Raw genomic sequence first — 21357 nt, 5'->3', positions numbered from 1 at the left:
TCAACCGGTGCCCCTGTCGAAAGTCAGGGGCACCGGGCAGGCCGTCTTCCCCGCCGGTGGCCGGGCGGGTCGCCTTCCCGCCGACGGCGGGGAAGGCGACCGAACAGCGAAGGTCAGTCGAGGATGTGGGTGGTGGCGCGGGCGTAGCGGTCGCGGATCGAGGGGACGGCGTCCCCTTCGTACGTCTCCGTCTCCTCCGACCGCCAGTCCGGCGTGGTGACCAGCGTGGCGGCCTGGTACGCGGCCCCGTTGGCGACGTACTCGGCCGGCGGCGGCACCGTGATCGGGACGCCGAAGATCGTCGGGGCGATGCGGCGGACCGCCTCGGAGCGGGCCGCGCCGCCGATCAGCAGCACCCGCTCCGGCTTCGTGCCCAGCGCGTCGAGGGCGTCGGCGAGGCCGCACAGCATGCCCTCGATGGCCGCCCGCGCCAGATGGGCGGGGGTCGAGGTGGCCAGGGTCAGCCCGTGGACGGAGCCCGTCGCGGTCGGGCGGTTGGGGGTGCGCTCACCCTCCAGGTACGGCACCAGCGTCAGCCCGTCCGCCCCCGGCGGGGCCTGGAGGGCCAGATCGCTCAGAGCGTCGAGGCTCACCCCGACGATGCGGGCGGCGGCGTCCATGACGCGGGCGGCGTTGAGCGTGCACACCAGCGGCAGGAACCGTCCCGTCGCGTCGGCGAAACCGGCCACCGCGCCCGTCGGGTCGGCGCTGGGCGACTCCGCGACCGCGAACGCGGTGCCGGAGGTGCCCAGCGACACCACGACGTCGCCGGGACGGGCGCCCACGCCGAGCGCCGCCGCCATGTTGTCGCCCGTGCCGGGGGCGATCAGCGCCGCGCCCCCTTCGTACGCCGCTTCGGCCGGCCCCAGCACCCGGGGCAGCAGGGGGATCGAGCCGAACGCCAGCTTCAGCAGATCCGTCCGGTACGCGCCCGTCGACGGCGACCAGTAGCCCGTGCCCGAGGCGTCCCCCCGGTCCGTGGCGAGCTGGTCGAGCGGCGGCACCGGGGAGTCGGCGGAGAAGATCCCCGAGGCGAACGCGCCGGCCAGGCGCCAGGAGAGCCAGTCGTGCGGCAGGCAGACGGCCGCCGTACGGGCCGCGTTGTCCGGCTCGTGCTCGGCCAGCCAGCGCAGCTTGGTCACCGTGAACGAGGCGACCGGCACCGACCCGACAGCGGTGGCCCAGGCCTCCGGCCCGCCCAGCTCCGCGACCAGGTCGGTGGCGGCCTGGGCGGAGCGGGTGTCGTTCCACAACAGGGCGTCACGTACGACATTTCCGGACTCGTCCAGGCAGACCATGCCATGCTGCTGCCCGCCCACACTGATGGCGAGCACGTCGTCCAACCCGCCGGCCTCCTCGATGGCCCGCAGCAACGCGTCCCACCAGTGCGACGGATGCACCTCCGTGCCGTCGGGATGCGGCGCTCGGCCCTGCCGGACCAGCGCGCCCGTCTCCGCGTCACGAATGACGACCTTGCAACTCTGCGTCGAGGAATCGACCCCAGCGACCAGCGTCACCCACGAACTCCTAACAAGTGCTCCAGCGCAAGCTGGTTGAGATGTGTGAAATGGTATCCGCGCGCGGCGGCGACGTCCGGATCGAAGTCGTCGGAAGCGAGATCGGCCAGCGTCTCACCGCGGTTGAGCGTGGGCAGGCCGAGCTCCTCGACGCGGGAGGCCCGCAGGGCGTCGCGCACCTCGGGGTCGGCCCTGAAGGCGCGTGCCTTCTCCCGCAGGATCAGGTACGTACGCATGTTCGCGGCGGCCGACACCCACACGTCCGAAGCGTCCTCCGTACGCAGCGGCTTGTAGTCGAAGTGCCGCGGCCCGTCGTAGCCGCCGTGCTCCAGCAGGTCCACCAGGAAGAACGCGCTCATCACGTCGCCGTGGCCGAAGACCAGGTCCTGGTCGAACCGCGGGCCGTGCTGGCCGTTGAGGTCGATGTGGAAGAGCTTGCCGTGCCACAGCGCCTGGGCGATGCCGTGCACGAAGTTGAGGCCGGCCATCTGCTCGTGGCCGACCTCGGGATTGAGGCCCACCATCTCCGGGTGCTCCAGCTCGCCGATGAACGCCAGCGCGTGGCCGATCGTGGGCAGCAGGATGTCGCCGCGCGGCTCGTTCGGCTTGGGCTCGATGGCGAACCGGATGTCGTAGCCGCGCTCGCGCACATAGCCGCAGAGCAGGTCGATGGCCTCCTTGTAGCGCCCGAGGGCCGCGCGTACGTCCTTGGCCGCGTCGGACTCGGACCCCTCCCTGCCGCCCCAGCACACGTACGTGGTGGCGCCCAGCGAGGCGGCCAGGTCGAGGTTGCGCATGACCTTGCGCAGGGCGTATCGCCGCACGTCACGGTCGTTGCTGGTGAAGGCGCCGTCGCGGAAGACGGGGTGGGTGAACAGGTTGGTGGTCGCCATGGGCACTTTGAGCCCGGTCTCGGCAAGCGCTTTCCTGAAGGCCGTGATCACCCGGTCGCGATCTGGTTGGACGGCCAGCAGGTCGTCGTCGTGGAAGGTGACGCCGTAGGCCCCGAGCTCGGCAAGCCGATGCACGCTCTCCACCGGATCGAGCGGCGCCCGCGAGGCGTCCCCGAACGGATCGCGCGCCTGCCAGCCGACCGTCCACAGACCGAACGTGAATCGATCTTCAGGGGTTGGCTCGTACATGTCTCGATGCTCCCCTGGCGATCAGCTGTTCACAAGCCCGAGGGATCGCGTCCCACGCTGATCTCCTCGGCGATCTTGCGAATTTCCGCCACCTCGAGGCCCGGAGCCTTGGGCAGGTGGCGCAGCAACGCCTCCATCACCACGGGCACGGGCTGGCCGGCGAACCGCCCCGCGATGCCGTGGACCGCCCTGAACAGCGCCTCTTCGGTGTCGTGCATCGGCCTCTCCTTGTTCGGGTACCCGGAGAAACCTACGGCCTCGGCACGACAGTTCGCTCGCTACCCCTCCAGCGTGTTCCGCACTGCGACGCAAATCTCGTCGAGCCGGCGCACCTGCTCGGGCGTCAGCACGTCGAAGAGGCTCCGCCGTACCTCCTCGACGTGTCCAGGCGCGGCGGCGGCCAGCGCGGCGAACCCGGCGTCCGTGAGCACCGCGAAGCTGCCGCGCCCGTCGTCGGGGCAGCGCTCGCGGCGGACCCACCCGCGCTCCTCCAGGCGCGCCACGGCGTGCGACAGACGGCTCTGCGAGCTCTGCGCCCTGGCGGCCAGCTCGCTCATCCGCATCGACCGCCCGGGCGCCTCGGAGAGCGCCACGAGGATCATGTAGTACGTGTGCGGCATGCTCGCGTCCCGCTGGAGCTGGCGGTCGAGCGCCTCATTGATGAGCTGGGTCGCCGCCAGGAAGTTCCGCCAGGTGTGCTGTTCGTCCGCATCCAGCCATCTCGTCACGGTCCCAATTTAGTTGAACGCTCATATACTTGAGACGGGACTCCGCACGGAAAGGGGCACACCATGCCTGTTCAGCGACTCAACCACGCGGTCCTTTACGTCCGAGACGTGGAGCGCAGCGTCGCCTTTTACCGCGAGGCCCTCGGCTTCGACGTCGTGATGGGCATGCCGGGCGCCGCCTTCCTGCAGGCCCCCGGCTCGACGAACGACCACGACCTGGGCCTGTTCCAGATCGGCCCCGACGCCGACCCGTCCCCGGCCGGCAGGACGTCCGTGGGCCTCTACCACCTGGCGTGGGAGGTCGACACCCTCGACGAGCTGGAGCGGGTCGCGGTCAAGCTGAGCGAGCTCGGCGCGCTGGTCGGCTCGTCCGACCACGGCACCACCAAGGCGCTGTATGCGAAGGACCCCGACGGGCTGGAGTTCGAGGTGTCGTGGCTGGTGCCGGCGTCGCTGATCACCGACGAGGTCCTCGCCGCGCGCTCCAGCATCCGCCCGCTCGACCTGGCCGCCGACAAGGAGAGGTACGGCGCTCAGACCCGAGGCGGAGTGGGCGTGTCCATCCCGGTCTGAAGTACCGTAGTTGTGATACGACCCTTCTTCCACGAGGAACGGTCATGCCAAGCGATCCTGACCATGTGCTCGACGCCATCGACGGCGTCGTCGACGAGTGGGAGACGCTGAGCGCCGACGCCATGCGCTGGTCGCCTCCCGAAACCAAGAGTCCCGATTTCATGACCGAGATGACGGAGATCTTCGGTCCGCTGGTCAACGCGTTCGCGCAGGCGCTGCGTCCCGTCAGCGACGCGTTCGAGCGGGTGCTGCACACCTTCGACGACGACGACCACTAGCCGGTGCGCCGGCGCCGTGCCCGCCGAGGGTAGGCCTTGGCCGTCTCGGCCAGCCGTATGGCGTGTTCGGCCTGCTTGCGCCAGTGCCCGTAGGCGTCGCCGCGCTGCGCCAGCCGGTCCAGCTCGCTCATGGTCGCCAGCGGGATGAACGCGGGCTCGGCGTCCCGCCACGGCGTGCCCGGCAGCGGCATGAACGTGTGGGTGTGGATGCGCGCCCCCAGCTCGGCCAGGTCGGAGGCGAGCTTCAGCGACTGCTCCTGGTCCTCCTCGGTCTCGCCCGGCATGCCGAAGATGAAGTCGACGTTGGGCCGGAAGCCGTGCTCGACCGCGATCCTGACGGCGTCGCGCACAGGTGAGGTGTCGTGGCCGCGCCCCGAGGCGGCCAGCACCTTGTCAGAGCCGGACTGGGCGCCGATGATCAGGTTGTCGTTGGCCACGTAGCGCTTGAGCATGCGCATGGCCTCGGGGGTGACGTGCTCGGGCCGTACCTCCGAAGGGAAGCTCCCGAAGAACACCCTGCCGCGCGGTGGCAGCTCCTCCTTGACCCCGGCCAGCAGCTCCTCCACCTTGTCCAGGTCGGGATCGGGCCCGGGGGAGCCGTACGAGAGCGAGGTCGGCGTGATGAAGCGGATGTCGCGCAGGCCCCTGTCGACCATCCCGCGCACGTGCTCGCGCACGCTGGCGACCGAGCGGTGGCGGAACTGCCCGCCGAACATGAACGGCGTCTGGCAGAAGCGGCAGGTGTAGCGGCAGCCGCGGGTGATCTCGATCGGCCCGTTCCTGCCCACGAAGGAGGGGTACGCGTCGAGCGGCAGCTGCGGCGCCGGCCTGGTGCGCAGGGCGACGCCGTCGGCGTCCTTGATCGCCAGCCCCGGCACCGAGCTGAGCGGCTCGTCCTGCTGGAGCGCCCGGACGAGGGAGATGATCGTGGACTCGCCCTCGCCGATGCCCGCCAGGTCCCAGCCCGCGTCGATGACCTGCTGCGGCTCGGCCGTGGCGTGCACGCCGCCCGCGATGTGCAGCCCCCGGCCGCCGCTCAGCGATCTGACCGTGGCCAGCTCGGCCGCCATGGCCTCGGCGTCGGGCGAGTAGAACGACCAGAGCACGAGCACGCGGTCGGCCCGGCTGGCCGTGATGTGCTCGGCGGTCTCCTCAGGGGTGGTGCCGAGTCTCAGCTCGTGCTCCACCCCGGCGGTCTCCAGCGCGGCGAGCAGCGCGTGCACGCCGTACGTCACCGCCTTGCGGTAACGGACCACCACACATACAGCCAGTGCCACGTCCGGCAGCGTAGCTCAGGCGGCGCGCATCGAGCGCAGCGCGCCGGTCAGCCTGGCCAGCTCGGCGAGCATGGCGTCGGCGGCGGAGTCCATGACGTCGTTGGCGTGCACCTTGCCGTCCTCGCCGAGGAACTGCGTGTGGAACGGGATGTTCACCGCCTCGAGCACCGGGATCATCCTCAGCGTGCTGGTGACCTGGCGCAGGCTGTTGGCGGCGCGGGTGCCGCCGGAGACGCCGCCGTAGCTGACGAACCCGGCCGCCTTGTGCTGCCACTCGTGGTGCAGGTAGTCGAGGGCGTTCTTCAGCACGGCGTTGAAGCTGTGGTTGTACTCGGGGGTCACGAACACGTACGCGTCGCCCCGCTCGACGGTGGCGCTCCACTCCTTGGTGTGCGCGTTCACGTACTGCTTGAGCCGGGGGTGGTTGGGCTCGTCCAGGAACGGCAGCGCGACCTCCGCCAGGTCGATCAGCTCGACCTCGAACAGTCCCGACTCCACGGCCTTGCCGTGGAACCACTCGGCGATGGGACGCCCTGCGCGGCCGGGACGGGTGCTGGCGACGACGATCTGCAGGACCGGCTTGCCCATGACGTGCTCCTTCACTCAGACGGTGTAGCTACTCAACATTATTGAGCTACTACATGTTTCTGAGCAAACGCTGGTAGGATTTGTGGCATGAGTCTCAATTCGGTCTGCGTGCGCTTCCACATCGCCTTAGAGCTGATCGGCGCCCGATGGTCGGGCGCGGTGATCCACATGATCTTCAAGGGCGCCCACCGGTACGCCGACCTCAAGGCGGCCATCCCCGGCATCAACGACACGATGCTGGCCCGGCGGCTGCGCGAGCTGGAGGGCGCCGGGCTCATCGAGCGCCGCGTGCTGCCCACGTCGCCGGTGCGCGTCGAATACCACCTGACCGAGATGGGGCAGGAGTTGCGGCCGGTGCTGGACGAGCTGGTGACGTGGGCGCACAAGTGGATCCCGCTGCCGGAGGCCAAGTCCGCTTAGCGGCCCAGCGCCTCAGTAGCGGGAGGACGGGATCCGCTTGGGCAGCGGCGGCGGCTCCGGGGCCTCCTGCGCAGGCGGCGGGGGCGGGTCGGTCCTGGCCGCCCGCCAGCGCGAGGGGAAGAGCGAGGCGGTCAGCAGGATGCACCCCGTGGGGAGCGACCAGGTGTAGAGCAGGGCCGTGTAGCCCTCGAGAAACTGGCTCGGCACGTCGTCGAACCCCATCCGGTGGTCACCGCCCAGGGCGATGCGCACCAGCGCCGCTCCGATGAAACCGAGGAAGGCCAGGCCGGGCAGCAACGACGCGAGTGGTGAGATCCTCGACCCGGCCAGGACCCCGATGAGGACCACCGTGCCGACGTACACGGCCAGCGTGACCCAGTCGACGGTCATGGCCGCCGTGTGGCGATAACGCTCGATCCCCACGATGAAACCGGTTGCAATGAGCGGGGTGGCCAGCAGTCCTGCGCCGGCGCCGAGCAGATGACGAACACCATTTCGCACAGAGAACACCTCCAGCCACGGGACCATACCGACCTACCAGGCCGCTCACCTTTTAGGCGATAAATCGGCCCATGGCCCGTGTCCAAAAAGCCCCCATAACACCGAAATAGAGACTCTTTGGCATGCTGGCAGGCGCCTAAGCAACCGTTAGCTTGACAGCACCCCCACCCGAGGAGTGCACATGTTGAGTAAACGCTGTGCGTTGGTGGGCGGCGTCATCCTCGCCGCCTGCCTGGCCGCCCCCCTCAGCCCCGCAGCAGCTGACCCGGCGCCTCAATCCGCCTCCCCGTCCCTTCCCCCGTCCGTCGTCGACGCGCTCGAACGGGACCTGGGACTCTCCGAGCAGCAGGTCAACGCCCGGCTGGCCAACGAGGAACGCGCCGCGGCCACACAGGCCACGCTCACCTCCCAGCTCGGCGCGTCGTTCGGCGGCGCCTGGCTGAACGACGACGCCTCCAAGCTCCTGGTCGCCACCACCGACCCGAACGCCACCGCCACCATCCAGGCGCAGGGCGCCGAGCCGGTCGTGGTCGGGCGCTCGCTCGCCCAGCTCGACGGGATCGTGCAGCAGATCGACCGGGCGTCGAGGCGTGCCCAGGCCGGGGCGGCGCTCTGGTTCGTGGACGTGAAGACCAACAGCGTCGCCATCCAGGCGCCCACGGTGGAGGCCGCTGAGGCCCTGGCCAAGGCCGCGGGCGTGGACAGGAGCGCGGTCAGCGTGTCGGCGACCGCCGAGCGGCCCGTGCCGCTCATCAACATCATCGGCGGTGCGCCGTTCTACATCGGCTCCAGCCGCTGCAGCGTCGGCTTCTCCGTCACCAGGGGCAGCACCCCCGGTTTCGTCACCGCCGGGCACTGCCGGGTGGCCAACACGACCACCAACCCGACAGGCACCTTCCAGGGCGCCTCCTTCCCGGGTAACGACTACGCGTGGGTCGCCGCTCCCGGCAACACCCCGCAGCCCTGGGTACGCGGCTCCGGCGGCGCGAACGTGATCGTCCGCGGCTCCACCCAGGCCGCGGTGGGCGCGTCCATCTGCCGCTCCGGTTCGACCACCGGCTGGCGCTGCGGCACCATCCAGCAGCACAACGCCACCGTCAGGTACCCGCAGGGCACCGTCACCGGCCTGACCCGCACGAGCGCCTGCGCCGAGCCCGGCGACTCGGGCGGCTCGTTCATCTCGGGCAGCCAGGCCCAGGGTGTCACCTCGGGCGGCTCGGGCAACTGCTCCGTCGGCGGGACCACGTACCACCAGCCCGTCAACGAGATCCTGAGCGTCTACGGGCTCACTCTCCGCACAGGCTGACCTGCGGCACCGAAACTCCGCGCGGCACGCCCGGCTGGGCATGCCGCGCGGAACTTTTTTGCCCCGCGGCGATGAGTTCTCGCGCCCCGTCCGGTCTGTCTGATGGAAAGCACGTCAACACCATCGGAGGAGCTCGCGATGAGGCGACCCGTTCTCGGCAGCCTGCTGCTCGCCAGCACGAACCCCGAGCGTCTGCGCACCTGGTACGTCAACGCCCTCGACCCGGAGGACAACTCCGACGTCGGCGGGTACGGGGTGCTCAAGTTCGGCGAGATCTACCTGTTCATCGACACGCGGACGGACGTGTCGGACAAGAATCCCGAGCCCGGCAGGGTGATCCTGAACTTCGACGTGGCCGACGCCCGTGCGGTCGCCGCTCGCATGGACAGTGCGGGCGTGACGTGGCTGGCGGAGCTCGAGGACCGCGACGGCAGCCTGTTCGCCACCGCGATCGACCCGGACGGCAACTACGTCCAGATCATCCAGCTCAGCGAGGCCCATCGGGCAGGCATGTGACGTCGGGGAGGCGATCATGTTCGGGACGACGAAGGCGTTCAGCGGTTTCTCGGTGAACGACATAGCGGCGGCCGGGCAGTTCTACGGGGAGACCCTGGGACTGCGCGTATCGGAGGAGCACGGGATGTTGACGCTCCACATCGCGGGGGGCACCGACATCCTGGTCTACCCGAAGGAGAACCACACCCCGGCCACGTTCACGATCCTCAACTTCCCGGTCGAGGACATCGACAAGGCGGTGGACGAGCTGACGGGGCGGGGGGTGCGTTTCGAGCGCTACGAGGGTTTCCCCCAGGACGCGAAGGGCATTGTCCGCGCCGAGGGCGGCCCGCCCATCGCCTGGTTCACGGACCCCGCGGGCAACGTCCTGTCGGTCATCCAGCCATAACCCTCTCCTCAGGGTCGCGTCAGGGTCGGGTCGGGGATGGGGCCGGATGTGAGGGGGCTGGTCCCAGAGGGAGAGTTGCCTCATGACCGCAGTGAAGAGGCTCTCCCCGCTGATCGCCTGCGCCGCGATCCTGTTCTCGGCGGTCGCCGTGCTGGTCGGGCAGTTCGGGCCCGACCCTCAGCTCGACCCCATGAACGTGACCGTCAGCGAATACGCCGTGTCCGACCGCGGGGGCGTCACGGAGGTCGCCATGGCGGTGCTCGGGTTGGGGTCCCTGGCGCTGCTCCTGGGGTTGCGGGCGGCCGGGGCGCCGGTGCGGGGGATGCCTCAGTGGTTGCTGGGGGTGTGGTCCGGGGCTCTGGTGGTGGCTTCCCTGGTCCCGACCACGCCCCTCGGGGCGGATCTCGACCTCGCGGCACAGATCCACCGGTACGTGTCCGTCGCGGCGTTCGTGAGCCTGCCCGCCGCCGGCGCGCTGATGGTGCCCCGGCTGGGCTCAGACGCCCGCTGGAAGCCCGTGGCGCGGGTGGTGGAGTGGGTGACCCTGGCCGGCGGGTTCGGGCTGCTGGCGATCACGTACGTGGCCCTGCCCGGCGAGCGGGTGATGATCGGCCTCGTCGAGCGGTTGCTGCTGGGCGCTGAGGTGACGTTGCTGGGCGTGCTGGCCGCGTGGCTGGCGTGGCTGACCTGGCGTCCGGTCAGTGGGCGGGCCGGTGCGCAACGTGCGAATTTCCTGACATATCACAGATTTATCGCAAGTCGATCTTAAAACCACCTGTTTCGATGCTATTCTCTCCCGCGATCTTCTATCCGGGAGCAGGTGTCATGGCATCGGGCAGATCCATCAGATTCAAGATCTCGACGCTGCTCGTCATCCCCTTGGTCTCCCTGGTCGCACTCTGGGGCTTCGCCGCGAGCACCACGTCGGGAGACGCGCTCAACCTGCTCAAGGTCGAGACGATCTGGACGGGCGTCATCAACAACGCCGACGGCCTGATCTCCAACCTCCAGACCGAGCGTCTGGCCTCCGCCGAGCGGATCGCGGGCTCGGTCACGGACCCCGACGCGCTGAACAAGGCGCGGGCCAAGGTCGACAACAACCGCAAGACGCTGCGCGAGCGCGCCATGTCGGAGGACGTGCAGTCGGCGCTCTCGCAGGACATGAAGACCCAGCTCCAGAACGTCTTCGAGGCGATCAACCGGATCCCGGACATCCGCCGCAAGGTGGACGACCGCAAGCTCACCCCCGGCACCCTCGTCACCGAGTACGCGAAGGTCTCCGACGAGATCCACCTGCTGTACTCCAGGATGATGGTCAGCACCGACCTCCAGATGGCACTCCAGGCGCAGGGCCTGATCGCCGCTGACGAGGTACGCGAGCTGCTGAGCCGGGAGCACGCGCTGATCGTCGCCGGGAACGGCCGGATGACCATGCACTCCGACCTCCACCTGCTGGCCGGCCTGGACAACACCAGGACGTACCTGTTCCCCAAGGCCCTGGCCAACCTCGACACCGAGCTGCGGGCCCCGTTCGAGAAGCTGTACTACTCCCCGCGCTACGGCACCATGGAGAACCTGCTGGAGAGCTACGTCTCCGGCCAGCCGGTGGACGTCGAGCTGTGGCGGGGCGTGTCCGAGCAGGTGCAGAAGGAATTCCGCGACGCCGTCTGGCGCACCGGCGACAAGCTGCTGGCCAGGATGGAGCCCGCAGGCGTGGGCATCGTGGTGCGGGCCGCCATCGCGGGCGCGCTCGGCCTCATCGCCGTCATCTTCTCCATCGTCATCTCGATCAGGGTCGGCCGCAGGCTCACCCGCGAGATGCGGACGCTGCGCCGTACCGCGCTGGACCTGGCCGAGATCAGGCTGCCGGACGTCGTGACGAAGCTGCGCAAGGGCGAGAGCGTGGACATCGCCACCGAGGCGCCGCCCATCACGGTGGGCCGCGGCTCGACCAGCGAGGTCACCGACCTGGCCACGGCGTTCGACAGCGTGCAGAGCACGGCCGTGGACGCGGCCGTCGAGCAGGCCAGGCTGCGCGAGGGCGTGTCGCAGGCGCTGCGCAACCTCGCCAGGCGCAGCCAGTCGCTGCTGCAGCGCCAGCTCAAGATGCTCGACGAGATGCAGCGCCAGACGGAGGACCCGGAGGCGCTGGAGCGCCTGTTCAGGCTCGACCACCTGACCACCCGCATGCGCCGCCACGCCGAGGGCCTGGTGCTGCTCTCGGGCGGCGCGGCGGGCCGCAGGTGGCGCGGCGTCATCCCGATCGAGGACGTGCTGAGCGGCGCGGCGGCCCAGGTCGAGGAGTACACCCGGGTACGCGTCTACCCGATGACCGAGTGCGGCGTCTCGGGCGCGGCGGTGGCCGACCTCATGCACCTGTTCGCCGAGCTGATCGAGAACGCGGCCTCCTTCTCCTCGCCCAGCAACGAGGTCTCCGTACGCGGCGAGATGGTCGGCAGGGGCTTCGCCGTCGAGATCGAGGACCGCGGCCTGGGCATGGACGAGGCCGCCCGCAGGGGCATCAACGCGCGCCTGGCCAGCCCGCAGGAGTTCGACCCCTCCCAGACCGAACGGCTGGGCTTCGCGGTGGTCGGCATGCTCGCGGCCAGGCACGGCATCAAGGTGACGCTCAAGCCCTCGCCGTACGGCGGCACCACCGCCATCGTGCTCGTGCCCGGCTCCCTGGTGGAGCCCATGGCGACCCCGGTGCAGCCGCTGGCGTTCGAGTCCGTGTCGGTCTCGGTGGTCCGGCAGGAGCCCACGGGGCCGGGTGAGCTGCCGCGCCGGGTCCGTACCAGCAAGCGGAGCCAGCAGACGGGCGGCAGCGGCCCCGTGGCCGTGCCCCAGCAACAGACAGGCAGCGGCCCGGTGGCCCTGCCGCAGCAGCCACAGGAGCCCGACCTGCCGCGCCGTCAGCGGCAGAGGGAGACCGGGTTGCCACAGCGCCAGCGGGAGACGGGGCTGCCGCAGCGCGAGCGACAGAGGGAGACCGGCTTGCCGCAGCGCGAGCGGCAGACGGGCCTGCCGCAGCGGCTCAAGCAGACGCCGCCACCGGCGCCACCGGCCGAGGAGCGCTCACCAGAGGAGACCAGGGCGCTGCTCTCCTCGCTCCAGTCGGGCTGGCAACGCGGGCGGCAGGACGCCAGTGACCAGGATGGGGGATCTCAATCGTGAGCGGCGAGCACGAGTGGGTCGATGAGGAGGCGGGTCCCGTCGTGCGGCCGTACGCGGTCGCGCGTGGGCGTACCAGGCCCACTTCCTCCAACGCGCTCGACCTGCTGGCGACCGTCGCCGGGACGGGGCTGCCCGTCCCGGCCAAGGCGGAGCTCAGCGCTCAGCACCGGCGGTTGCTGGGCGTCGTGGCAGGTCAGACCAGGCCCGTCGCCGAGGTCGCCTCGGATCTGGGCCTGCCCGTCGGCGTCGTGAGAGTGCTGCTGGGCGACCTGCTCGACCACGGACTGGTCACGGTGCGCCCGCCGCGCGACAAGGCCGCGACGCCCACGGAGAGCCTGCTCCGCGAGGTGATCAACGGCCTCAGGGCGCTCTAGTTCGCTGAGGTCAGCGTCCGCAGGGAGTGCTCCACGAGGGCGATCATGACTTCCTTGGCGGAGGTGCGCCGCCGCACGTCGCACAGCATGACCGGCACGTCGTCGTCCAGGTCGAGCGCGATGCGCACGTCCTCGACGCTGTGCCGCGCCGCCCCGTCGAAGCAGTTGACGGCCACCACGAACGGCGTGCCGCGCTGCTCGAAGTAGTCGACGGACGGGAAGCAGTCGGTCAGCCGCCGCGTGTCCGCGATCACGACGGCGCCGAGCGCGCCGTAGGACAGCTCGTCCCACATGAACCAGAACCGCTCCTGCCCGGGCGTCCCGAACAGGTAGACGACCAGCCCGTCGCGGATCGTGATGCGGCCGAAGTCCATCGCCACGGTCGTGGTGTTCTTGGCCTCCACGCCGTCGAGGTCGTCGATTCCGATCCCACGGTCGGAGAGCACCTCTTCCGTGCGCAGCGGCTTGATCTCGCTGACCGCCCCGACCAGTGTGGTCTTGCCGACGCCGAACCCCCCTGCGATGAGAATCTTCAGCGCGACGGGGTCCTCAGAGAGCACGGAGTCCATTGATCACTTCCTTGAGAATGCGCTCATTCGACCGCGACCCTCCGGATGAGGGCGACGACACCGAGATGAGGCCGTGGTCACGCATGTCGCCCAGCAGGACCCGGACGACGCCGACGGGCAGGTCGAGCTCGACGGCCAGGTCGGCCACCGAGATCGGATTACGTGCTGCCCGCAGGATGAGTTGCTGTTCGGGGCCGAGCTCGCCAGGCGGGTCGCCGATGGCGCGCACGGTTGCCACGAGGTCGAACGTGTCCCCTGAGGAACGCGTACGGCCGCGGATGAGAGCATAGGGCCGGACGACGGGCCCCGCGTCCTCATCGAACCACTGCGGGCTATCGCTCATGACGCTCCAGCGCGCGGATTGGTGGTGATGTGCTGGCCCACCCGCTTGACCAGCATCGCCATCTCGTAGGCGATGTGGCCGACGTCCACGTTCGCATCGGCGATCACGGCCAGGCACGTTCCCTGTCCCGCCGCCGTCACGAACAGGAAGGCGGACTCCATCTCCACAATGGTCTGACGCACGTCGCCGCCGCCGAAATGGCGTCCGGTGCCACGGGCCAGGCTCTGGAACCCGGCCGCCACCGCCGACAGATGCTCGGCGTCCTCCCGGGTCAAACCTTTCGAGTAACCCACCGCGAGGCCGTCGGTCGACAAGATGACGGCCTGGCGCACCGCGGCGACCCTGGTGGCAAGATCGTCCAGCAGCCAGTTGAGCTCACCGGTGTTGGTGGTCGGCGAAGTCATGCATCCCCCTTACTCATGGCCCCTCCTCAGAGGCGTCTTCTCGGGCGCGTTGGGTCCCCCGCTGGAAAGCGGAGAACAAGTCCCTTACCTCGTCCGGAGAGCGTTCGGGCGGCGGCTCCTGCCCACGCGGCTCCTGCTCGGGAGCCCGCTCCTGCCCGAGCGGCGGGCTCTCCTTGAGCTGCGGCGCCAGATTGGCCTGGCGCACCCGCCTGGGCAGACCCGCGTGCGTGCCCGAGGTCACCACTGCGAGTGCCTTCTTGCGCGTACGGCTCGGCAGATCGGCCTTGCCGTCGACGTCGCCCGCCTCCAGCGCCGCCTGCTCGGTCACCATCGAACGCGGCACGAGCACGATGGCCGTCGTCCCGCCGAAGGGCGACCGCCGCAGCAGCACCTTGATCCCGTACTGTTGCGCCAGCTTGGCCACCACGAACAGGCCCAGCCTGTCGCTGTCGGCCAGGTCGAACTCCGGCGGCGCGGCCATCCGCGTGTTGAACGCCGAGTACTCGGCGACCGACAGCCCGAGCCCCCGGTCCTCCACCTCGATGACGTATCCGTTGCTCACCAGGTCGCCGCGCACCTGGACCGTGGTGTCCGGCGGCGAGTAGATGGTGGCGTTCTCGACCAGCTCGGCCACCAGGTGGGTGAGGTCGGCGGCGGCGGTGCCGTCGACCGCGGCGACCGGCATGCCCTCGACGGTGACCCTGGTGTAGTCCTCGATCTCGGCGATGGCCGCGCGGACGATGTCGATCACGGGCACCGGCTTGCGCCAGGCCCGTCCCGGCGCGGCCCCGGAGAGGATCATCAGGCTCTCCGCGTGCCGGCGCATGCGGGTGGTCAGGTGGTCGAGGCGGAAGAGCTCCTCGAGCCGGTCGGGGTCGTGCGTACGGCGCTGCATGGCGTCCAGCAGCGAGAGCTGCCGGTGCAGCAGGCCCTGCTTGCGCCGGGCGAGGTTGAGGAAGACCTGGCCGACCCCGCGCCGCATCGCGGCCTGGCCGACCGCCGCCGTCACGGCGGTGCGCTGCACGGAGCCGAAGGCCCTGGCGACGTCGGTGATCTCAGCGGAACCGTGCACCTTGATCGCCTTGGCCTCCTTCCGCACGTCGACGTCCTCGCCCTTGCGCAGCCGCTCGACGATGTCGGGCAGCCGGCTCTGCGACAGCTCGATGGCGGCGGTACGCAGCCCGGCCAGCTCGCCGGCCAGGCGGCGACCGAAGCGTACAGAGATGATGATCGAGGCGAGCACGGCGATCAAGCCGAGGCCGCCCGCGATGGAGATCTTGACGATGGTGGAGGTCGCGGCCTCGGACGTGCGCGCGGCCAGCACGCCGGCAGAGGAGGAGCCGAGCTGGTCAAGCCGTGCGGTGAGCTTGTCGACGGCCGCGGTCCACCCTTCGGCGGTGGGGGGCGGGCTGCCGGTCTTGATGATCCGCGCCTCCATGGTGGCGAAGGTCTGGAACGGCTCGCTGGCGAAGACCTGCTCGTACGGCCGGCGCAGCGTCACGTCGAGCCCGGCCAGGCCGCGTGCGTGCAGGAACTTCCTGGAGGCCGCGTACTCGGTGAAGGCGGAGACCTCGGGGGCGGTGAGCCGGCGGTCGGCCAGCGCGCCGATGATGAGCGCGTGCTCCCTGGCGATGTACTCCCTGGCCATGCCCATGGCCTGCAGCGAGGACGCCTGCTGGAAGATCGTCAGGTCGGAGACGGAGACCAGGTGGTCATAGAGGGTGAAGATCGCGTCGAGGATGCGGTTGTACTCGTTCAGCCCGGCCAGCCGGGAGCTGAGGCCGCCGTCGATGTCGGCCCTGATCGCCCCGAGGCGGCCGAGGGCGGATTCGAGGGTGCCGAGCGGCAGCCGCAGGTCGTCGCCGACCGAGCCGCCGGCCTCCATGACGGCCAGCTTGAAGTCGGTGACCGACCGGTCGGTGCGGGCGCGCTGGGCGCTGAGCACCGAGGTGAGCTTACGCGTAGTGAGCGTCTCCGCGGAGCGTACGCGCTCGGCCTGCAGCTGTAATCCCAGGTCGGTGGAGGTGACACCGAGGGTCCGATAGAGCGTGTTCGCACGGAGCAGTGACTGGGCGTCGCCCATGGTGAGGTTGAGGACGAAACCCCAGAGCGCGCTCAGAGACAAGAGGGGTAGCAGCAACAATAAGAAGATCTTGAACCGAATTGACCGGTTTCGCGAGCCCATGTCCCAACCTCGAGTCGGGGGCATTTCCACACCTTGTGTAAATACACCTCCGGAAGATCGCATAGGAGACTAGCATCGTTTATGGTTCCGGCGCAGTGGGAGGAACACGTTCATTACCGTGATTATTGGGACAAGATCTCCCGTTCGTGACGCGCCTTGGCGGCGATCGTCCGCAGCCACAGCAGCGCTACCAGCGAGATCGTGATGAGCCCGGCCCAGTTGACCATGGTGTACACGTGCACCTGCCACGCGGACACGTTCGGGACCCGGCCGATGCGCAGGAGCTCCCACTGCCACGGCTGGCCGGTCAGCACGAGCGTGATCGCGATCGCGATGGCGGTCATGGAGTCCCAGAGGGCGTGCAGCAACGAGACGCCGAGGTAGGCCAGGACGACGGAGCCGGTGATCCGGCCACGCGCCGCGAACAGCACGCCGCCCAGGACGGCCGTCCACAGGCCGTGCCCGACGGGCGACAGGATGCCGCGCAGCACCTCGGTCTCGACGAGCTGGGACAGCGACAGGCCGTCGGCGGTGAAGAGGGCGTTGAAGGCGTACCCGGCGCTCTCGAACGAGGCGAAGCCGAAGCCGACGGTGGCGCCGAGCACGATGCCGTCCCGGGCGGAGCGCCGGTCCATCCTCCTGGTGACGAACATCAGCGCGCCGAGCTTCACGCCCTCCTCGATGAGGCCGACGAGGACGTACATGATGATCGACGGCCGGATCAGCAGGCTCTCCAGGAGGGACGCGCCGAGCACGCCCAGCACGCCGCCCACCACGAACGCCACGAACAGCAGCTCGACCGTGACCCGCGGCGAGCGGTCGCGCCCGTAGGCCCAGACCACGAACGTCACGGGCACCAGGAAACTGCCGAACAGCACCACGGTCGGCACGAGGTTGGAATTGCCCGTCCAGGCGGTCACCGCGACGCTGGCCAGCCACAAGACGAACCCGATCAGGAAGACCCGCAGCCACAGCTTCACAGCGCCTTCACCTCCACAGCTCGGAGGGCTGCCGTGACGGCGCCGCCAGGCCGAGCCCAAACCGTCGAACCGCGAATACCCCCGTTCCTCATGTGTCAATCGTCGTCTCAGGCGTCAATCGTCCCGAATGTCCGAGTATCCGGGCCTGCCGGCGTGCCGCCGGAATCTTTCGTGCGGCCTATTACCGCGAATCCTTGTTTGGAGTAGCGTCCGGAATATCGCGAGCGGGGGGAGTCCGGTGGTCGGCAAGCAGGGCAGGGTCACGGGAAAGATCGGCCCAGGGCTCGTCGGCGAGGTCATGATCCCGGTCCGGGGCGGCGTGGAGGCGTTCTACGCACATCCCAGCGTGCCCGACGAGGAGTTCCAGACCGGATCCATCGTGATCGTGGTCGAGTACTTCCCCCCGCGGACCGTCTACGTGGCCAGGGCACTCATCTAAGGGAGGCCGCTCCGATGTCCCCCGAGTTCTACATCGCCGCCGGCGGCATCGCCGCTGCCGCAGTCATCATCATCCTGCTGTTCAAGGCCGTGTGGCGGGTCGCCGAACCCAACGAGGCCCTGATCATCTCCGGGCTGGGCGCCCGCCGCCGCGGCGAGGGCGTGGACAGTCTGGGCTTCAAGATCATCACAGGCAAGGGTACGGCGGTGCTGCCCGGATTCCAGGCGGCCAGGCGGCTGCGGCTGGACACCAGGGCCGCCAACCTCCAGGTCTCCTGCGTCACCCAGCAGGGCATCCCCGTGCACATCCGCGGCGTGGTCATCTACAAGGTCGGCGACGACCTGTCCTCCATCGCCAACGCCGCCCGCCGCTTCCTCGACCAGCAGGACTTCATGACGAGCGCCATCCACGAGCTGTTCACCGGCCATCTGCGCTCGATCATCGGCAACCTCACCATCGAGGACCTCATCCTCAACCGCGAGCGCCTGACCAGCGAGACCAGGGCCTCGGCCGCCGACGAGATGAGCAAGCTGGGCCTGATCGTCGACTCCCTGCAGATCCAGGAGATCGACGACGAGACCGGCTACATCGTCAACCTCGGCAAGCCGCACGCCGCCAAGGTCGCCTCCACCGCCCGCATCGCCCAGGCCCAGCGCGACCAGGAGGCCACCGAGGCCGAGCAGATCGCCGCCGCCAACATGGCCGCCGCCCGCCGCGACTCCCGCATCAAGGAGGCCTCCTACCAGGCCGAGATCGACCGGGCCCAGGCCACCACCCGCCAGGCGGGCCCGCTGTCGGAGGCGACCGCCCGCCAGGAGGTGGTGGTCCAGGAGACGAAGGCCGCCGAGCTGGAGGCCAAGCTCGCCGAGCAGCGGCTGCAGTCGCAGGTGCGCAAGCCCGCCGACGCCAAGGCGTACGAGACCGTCACGCTCTCCCAGGCCGAGCGCGACGCCCGCATCGCGCAGGCGGAGGCCGAGGCCAGGGAGACCGAGCTGCGCGCCGCCGCGCAGGCCTCCCAGGTCAAGCTGGCCGCCGCGGCGGACGCCGAGTCGGTACGGCTGCGCGGTGAGGCCTCCGGCGCCGCCACGAAGATCGCCGGTGAGGCCGAGGCCCAGGCCGCCCGCGCCCGCGGTCTGGCCCAGGCCGAGGCCGCCAAGGCGCTGGGCCTGGCCGAGGCCGAGGCGTCGGAGGCCAAGGGCCTGGCGGAGGCGCAGGCGATCAGGGCGCGCGCCGAGGCGCTGAAGGAGAACCAGGAGGCGGTCATCGCCCAGCAGCTCGCCGAGCGCTGGCCGGAGGTCGTGGAGGCGGGCGCGAAGGCGTTCGGGAACGTGGACCACATGGTGGTGTTGAACGGCGCCCAGGGCGTCGAGGAACTGCTGGCCAAGGCCCTCACGCTCGGCGGCGCCGGGATCGGCCTGGCCAGGGCCCTGCTCAACGGTGCCACCCCCAATGGGACAGAGCCGGAGATATCTAGTAAAGCGCCTTGATCGGGCGTACCTTTTCATTGGGGCGAGCCGGGAAGTCTGGTCGGCAATTTATACGACGACGTCCTCCCGGGAGTGGGTTATGGACTTAATGCTCGCAGGCATCATCGCCCTCATCGCGTTCATCGGCGTCGTTGCGTTCAAGCTGATCTGGCGGGTCGCGGAGCCGAACGAGGCGATCCTCATCTCGGGCCTGGGCGCCCGCGGCCGGGAGACGCTCGGCTTCAAGATCGTCACGGGGAAGGGCGCGCTGGTCGTCCCGGGGTTCCAGACCGCGCGCCGCATGTCGCTCGACAGCCGCGTCTCCCAGCTCGAGGTCAAATGCGTCACCAAGCAGGGCATCCCGGTGCACGTGCGCGGCGTGGTGATCTACAAGGTGGGCGACGACTTCGTCTCCATCGCCAACGCCGCCCGCCGCTTCCTCGACCAGCAGAAGACCGTGGACGAGAAGACGCACCAGCTCTTCTCGGGCCACCTGCGCTCGATCATCGGCAACCTCACGGTCGAGGACCTGATCGTCAACCGGGACGCGCTCACCAACGAGATCCGCACCTCGTCGGCCGACGAGATGAGCAAGCTCGGCCTGAACGTGGACTCCCTGCAGATCCAGGAGATCGAGGACGCCACCGGCTACATCTCCAACCTCGGCCGCCCGCACGCGGCCGCCGTGGCCTCGCTGGCCAGGATCGCCGAGGCCCATCGCGACCAGGAGGCCAACGCCGCCGAGCAGGAGGCCGCCATCAAGAAGGCCGCCGCGGTCCGCGAGGCGCGCATCCAGCAGGCGGGGTACCAGGCCGAGATCGACCGGGCGGCGGCCTCGGCCAAGCAGGCGGGCCCGCTGGCCGAGGCCACCGCCCGCCAGGAGGTCGTGGTCCAGCAGACGACCGCCGCCGAACGTGAGGCCCTGCTCGCCGAGAAGCGGCTGGAGGGCGAGGTGCGCAGGCCCGCGGACGCCAGGGCGTACGAGCAGGTCACGCTCGCGGAGGCGGCGCGGCGCGCGGCGGTCGCCCAGGCACAGGCCGAGGCCGAGGGCATCAGGCTGCGCGGCGAGGCGGAGTCGGAGGCGACCAGGCTGCGCGGCATCGCCGAGGCCGAGGCGGCGCGGGCCAAGGGGCTGGCGCAGGCGGAGGCCATCAAGGCCCGCGCGGAGGCGCTGGCGAGCAACCAGGAGGCGGTCGTCGCGCAGCAACTCGCCGAGCGCTGGCCGGAAATCGTCGAGGCCGGCTCGAAGGCGTTCGGAAACGTCGAGCACATGGTGGTGCTGAACGGCGCCCAGGGCGTCGAGGAAATGCTCGCCAAGGCGCTCACGCTCGGGGGCGCCGGATTGGGCCTGGCCAGAGCCCTGCTCAACGGCGGATCGCCAAACGGCGCCGAACCGGAAATCGTTCGTAAAACCACTGAATCCCGCGAATAGCGACGTTACTCGGCTGTCCGGTCTTCCATTCCTCTAGCGTTTTGACAATGCCGCTGGAGCGAATTGGAGGACGAATGCTGAAGCCCATTTCCGGCATATTCCTAAGTATGCTGGCAATTGCCGGATGTTCTGCCGACGACGCCCCGTCGGCCGCGCCCGCGCCTGCGGCGCCGTCCGCGCCGCAGGCGTCCGCCGAGACGGCCAGGCTGCGCGCCGCGCTGCTGCCGGTGCCCAAGGGCATGCACGTCGCGTACGGGCCCGAGCTGGGCGCGTTCGGCTCGCTCAAGTCCACCCAGCAGGGCCTCGCGGCCGTCCGCGCGGCCAAGCTGCAGCGGCCGGAGTGCGCGGGCGCGGCCCAGCTCGACGCCGAGAAGCCCGACGTCGCCCAGGCGCCGGCCGCCGTGATCGCCTTCGCCGCCGACCGCGGCTCGATCACGCAGGCCGTGGTGTCGCTGCCCAGGGAGGCCTTCCCCGCGCCGCTGCCCAAGGAGTGCGCCTCGTACACCGCGAACGTGAGCGGCACGCAGGTGACCTACAAGACGCGCACCCTCGCGATGCCGGCCAAGGGCGACGAGTCGCGGGCCTACCTCACTACGGCGGCGGGGGACCAGAAGAACGCGCAGATCGGGGCGGTCATGATTCGGCGGGGGACGCTGATCATGAGCATGCTGGTGGTGGGGCAGCGGGTGAAGCCGCAGGGGCTCTACGAGCTCGCCCGCCTCGCCGACCAGAACCTCGCCCAGGTCACCCACTGACC

At 69.9% G+C, this 21357-nt stretch carries 25 protein-coding genes; 13 read left to right on the top strand and 12 right to left on the bottom strand.

Annotated features, from left to right (window positions below; all coding sequences use genetic code 11):
* Window positions 1–113: 113 nt before the first annotated feature.
* The 4 genes from xylB to ACIBI9_RS45965 are packed head-to-tail and all read right to left on the bottom strand — an operon-like array spanning window position 114 to window position 3387.
* Window positions 114–1517 (bottom strand): xylulokinase, encoded by a 1404-nt coding sequence (gene xylB / locus ACIBI9_RS45980; protein WP_397232512.1) that lies wholly within the window; start codon window positions 1515–1517, stop codon window positions 114–116.
* On the bottom strand, window positions 1514–2659 hold the full coding sequence (gene xylA, locus ACIBI9_RS45975) for a xylose isomerase (protein WP_397232510.1): 1146 nt from the start codon (window positions 2657–2659) through the stop codon (window positions 1514–1516). Before xylA ends, xylB begins: the two co-directional genes overlap by 4 nt.
* 29 nt (window positions 2660–2688) lie before the next feature.
* On the bottom strand, window positions 2689–2877 hold the full coding sequence (locus tag ACIBI9_RS45970) for a hypothetical protein (protein WP_349453729.1): 189 nt from the start codon (window positions 2875–2877) through the stop codon (window positions 2689–2691).
* A 60-nt stretch (window positions 2878–2937) separates the two neighbouring features.
* Window positions 2938–3387: a MarR family transcriptional regulator gene (locus ACIBI9_RS45965; RefSeq protein WP_350732538.1), complete on the bottom strand. Its 450-nt coding sequence runs from the start codon at window positions 3385–3387 to the stop codon at window positions 2938–2940.
* A gap of 63 nt (window positions 3388–3450) precedes the next feature.
* On the opposite strand from ACIBI9_RS45965, the gene ACIBI9_RS45960 reads away from it, so the two are divergent.
* Window positions 3451–3960 carry a VOC family protein gene (locus tag ACIBI9_RS45960; RefSeq protein WP_397232508.1) on the top strand — a complete coding sequence of 170 codons (510 nt, stop codon included), beginning with the start codon at window positions 3451–3453 and terminating at the stop codon, window positions 3958–3960.
* A 44-nt stretch (window positions 3961–4004) separates the two neighbouring features.
* Window positions 4005–4238: a hypothetical protein gene (locus ACIBI9_RS45955; RefSeq protein ID WP_397232506.1), complete on the top strand. Its 234-nt coding sequence runs from the start codon at window positions 4005–4007 to the stop codon at window positions 4236–4238.
* Here the strand turns inward: ACIBI9_RS45955 and ACIBI9_RS45950 are convergent.
* Window positions 4235–5515 carry a TIGR04013 family B12-binding domain/radical SAM domain-containing protein gene (locus tag ACIBI9_RS45950; protein ID WP_397232504.1) on the bottom strand — a complete coding sequence of 427 codons (1281 nt, stop codon included), beginning with the start codon at window positions 5513–5515 and terminating at the stop codon, window positions 4235–4237. The two genes, ACIBI9_RS45955 and ACIBI9_RS45950, sit on opposite strands and share 4 nt — an antisense overlap.
* Before the next feature lie 15 nt (window positions 5516–5530).
* A complete protein-coding gene (locus ACIBI9_RS45945; protein WP_397232502.1) occupies window positions 5531–6103 on the bottom strand; it encodes an NADPH-dependent FMN reductase in 573 nt (190 codons plus the stop codon).
* 87 nt (window positions 6104–6190) lie between these two features.
* On the opposite strand from ACIBI9_RS45945, the gene ACIBI9_RS45940 reads away from it, so the two are divergent.
* The gene (locus ACIBI9_RS45940) at window positions 6191–6523 is read left to right on the top strand and encodes a winged helix-turn-helix transcriptional regulator (RefSeq protein WP_394494884.1); all 333 of its coding nucleotides are present in this window, start codon (window positions 6191–6193) and stop codon (window positions 6521–6523) included.
* 12 nt (window positions 6524–6535) lie between these two features.
* Here the strand turns inward: ACIBI9_RS45940 and ACIBI9_RS45935 are convergent, their stop codons facing one another.
* Window positions 6536–7024, bottom strand: coding sequence for a hypothetical protein (locus ACIBI9_RS45935; RefSeq protein WP_397232500.1), 489 nt, complete (start codon window positions 7022–7024; stop codon window positions 6536–6538).
* A 181-nt stretch (window positions 7025–7205) separates the two neighbouring features.
* Between ACIBI9_RS45935 and ACIBI9_RS45930 the strand changes: the two genes are divergently transcribed.
* The 6 genes from ACIBI9_RS45930 to ACIBI9_RS45905 all read left to right on the top strand — a co-directional run bounded on the left by ACIBI9_RS45930 (window position 7206) and on the right by ACIBI9_RS45905 (window position 12782).
* The gene (locus tag ACIBI9_RS45930) at window positions 7206–8330 is read left to right on the top strand and encodes a S1 family peptidase (RefSeq protein WP_397232498.1); all 1125 of its coding nucleotides are present in this window, start codon (window positions 7206–7208) and stop codon (window positions 8328–8330) included.
* Between the two features lie 138 nt (window positions 8331–8468).
* The gene (locus ACIBI9_RS45925) at window positions 8469–8846 is read left to right on the top strand and encodes a VOC family protein (protein ID WP_397232496.1); all 378 of its coding nucleotides are present in this window, start codon (window positions 8469–8471) and stop codon (window positions 8844–8846) included.
* 16 nt (window positions 8847–8862) lie between these two features.
* Window positions 8863–9234: a VOC family protein gene (locus ACIBI9_RS45920; RefSeq protein WP_397232494.1), complete on the top strand. Its 372-nt coding sequence runs from the start codon at window positions 8863–8865 to the stop codon at window positions 9232–9234.
* An 82-nt stretch (window positions 9235–9316) separates the two neighbouring features.
* Complete coding sequence (locus ACIBI9_RS45915; RefSeq protein ID WP_397232492.1) at window positions 9317–10003, top strand: DUF998 domain-containing protein; 687 nt, start codon at window positions 9317–9319, stop codon at window positions 10001–10003.
* A gap of 56 nt (window positions 10004–10059) precedes the next feature.
* Window positions 10060–12408 carry a nitrate- and nitrite sensing domain-containing protein gene (locus ACIBI9_RS45910; RefSeq protein WP_397232490.1) on the top strand — a complete coding sequence of 783 codons (2349 nt, stop codon included), beginning with the start codon at window positions 10060–10062 and terminating at the stop codon, window positions 12406–12408.
* Complete coding sequence (locus ACIBI9_RS45905) at window positions 12405–12782, top strand: DUF742 domain-containing protein (protein WP_363977211.1); 378 nt, start codon at window positions 12405–12407, stop codon at window positions 12780–12782. Before ACIBI9_RS45910 ends, ACIBI9_RS45905 begins: the two co-directional genes overlap by 4 nt.
* Here ACIBI9_RS45905 and ACIBI9_RS45900 read toward each other — a convergent pair.
* The 5 genes from ACIBI9_RS45900 to ACIBI9_RS45880 all read right to left on the bottom strand — a co-directional run bounded on the left by ACIBI9_RS45900 (window position 12779) and on the right by ACIBI9_RS45880 (window position 17263).
* Complete coding sequence (locus tag ACIBI9_RS45900; RefSeq protein ID WP_185069805.1) at window positions 12779–13351, bottom strand: ATP/GTP-binding protein; 573 nt, start codon at window positions 13349–13351, stop codon at window positions 12779–12781. The two genes, ACIBI9_RS45905 and ACIBI9_RS45900, sit on opposite strands and share 4 nt — an antisense overlap.
* On the bottom strand, window positions 13332–13694 hold the full coding sequence (locus tag ACIBI9_RS45895; RefSeq protein WP_394494897.1) for a DUF742 domain-containing protein: 363 nt from the start codon (window positions 13692–13694) through the stop codon (window positions 13332–13334). The genes ACIBI9_RS45900 and ACIBI9_RS45895 overlap by 20 nt, the downstream gene beginning before the upstream one ends.
* Window positions 13691–14098, bottom strand: coding sequence for a roadblock/LC7 domain-containing protein (locus ACIBI9_RS45890; RefSeq protein WP_397232487.1), 408 nt, complete (start codon window positions 14096–14098; stop codon window positions 13691–13693). The genes ACIBI9_RS45895 and ACIBI9_RS45890 overlap by 4 nt, the downstream gene beginning before the upstream one ends.
* Window positions 14099–14111: 13 nt before the next feature.
* A complete protein-coding gene (locus tag ACIBI9_RS45885; RefSeq protein WP_397232485.1) occupies window positions 14112–16238 on the bottom strand; it encodes a nitrate- and nitrite sensing domain-containing protein in 2127 nt (708 codons plus the stop codon).
* Between the two features lie 167 nt (window positions 16239–16405).
* Window positions 16406–17263: a PrsW family intramembrane metalloprotease gene (locus ACIBI9_RS45880; RefSeq protein WP_397232483.1), complete on the bottom strand. Its 858-nt coding sequence runs from the start codon at window positions 17261–17263 to the stop codon at window positions 16406–16408.
* A 238-nt stretch (window positions 17264–17501) separates the two neighbouring features.
* On the opposite strand from ACIBI9_RS45880, the gene ACIBI9_RS45875 reads away from it, so the two are divergent.
* From ACIBI9_RS45875 to ACIBI9_RS45860, 4 genes are all read left to right on the top strand, one after another.
* The gene (locus ACIBI9_RS45875) at window positions 17502–17702 is read left to right on the top strand and encodes a hypothetical protein (RefSeq protein WP_397232481.1); all 201 of its coding nucleotides are present in this window, start codon (window positions 17502–17504) and stop codon (window positions 17700–17702) included.
* A gap of 14 nt (window positions 17703–17716) precedes the next feature.
* A complete protein-coding gene (locus ACIBI9_RS45870; RefSeq protein ID WP_397232479.1) occupies window positions 17717–19189 on the top strand; it encodes an SPFH domain-containing protein in 1473 nt (490 codons plus the stop codon).
* Window positions 19190–19268: 79 nt separating this feature from the next.
* Entirely contained in the window at window positions 19269–20600 is a 1332-nt protein-coding gene (locus ACIBI9_RS45865; RefSeq protein WP_397232477.1) for a flotillin family protein, read from the top strand.
* Window positions 20601–20707: 107 nt separating this feature from the next.
* A complete protein-coding gene (locus ACIBI9_RS45860) occupies window positions 20708–21355 on the top strand; it encodes a hypothetical protein (protein WP_397232475.1) in 648 nt (215 codons plus the stop codon).
* Window positions 21356–21357 lie beyond the last annotated feature (2 nt).

This window comes from Nonomuraea sp. NPDC050451, assembly GCF_044458585.1.
The sequence above is the reverse complement of the archived record's forward strand: the minus strand, read 5'-3'. Positions and strand labels throughout refer to the sequence as shown.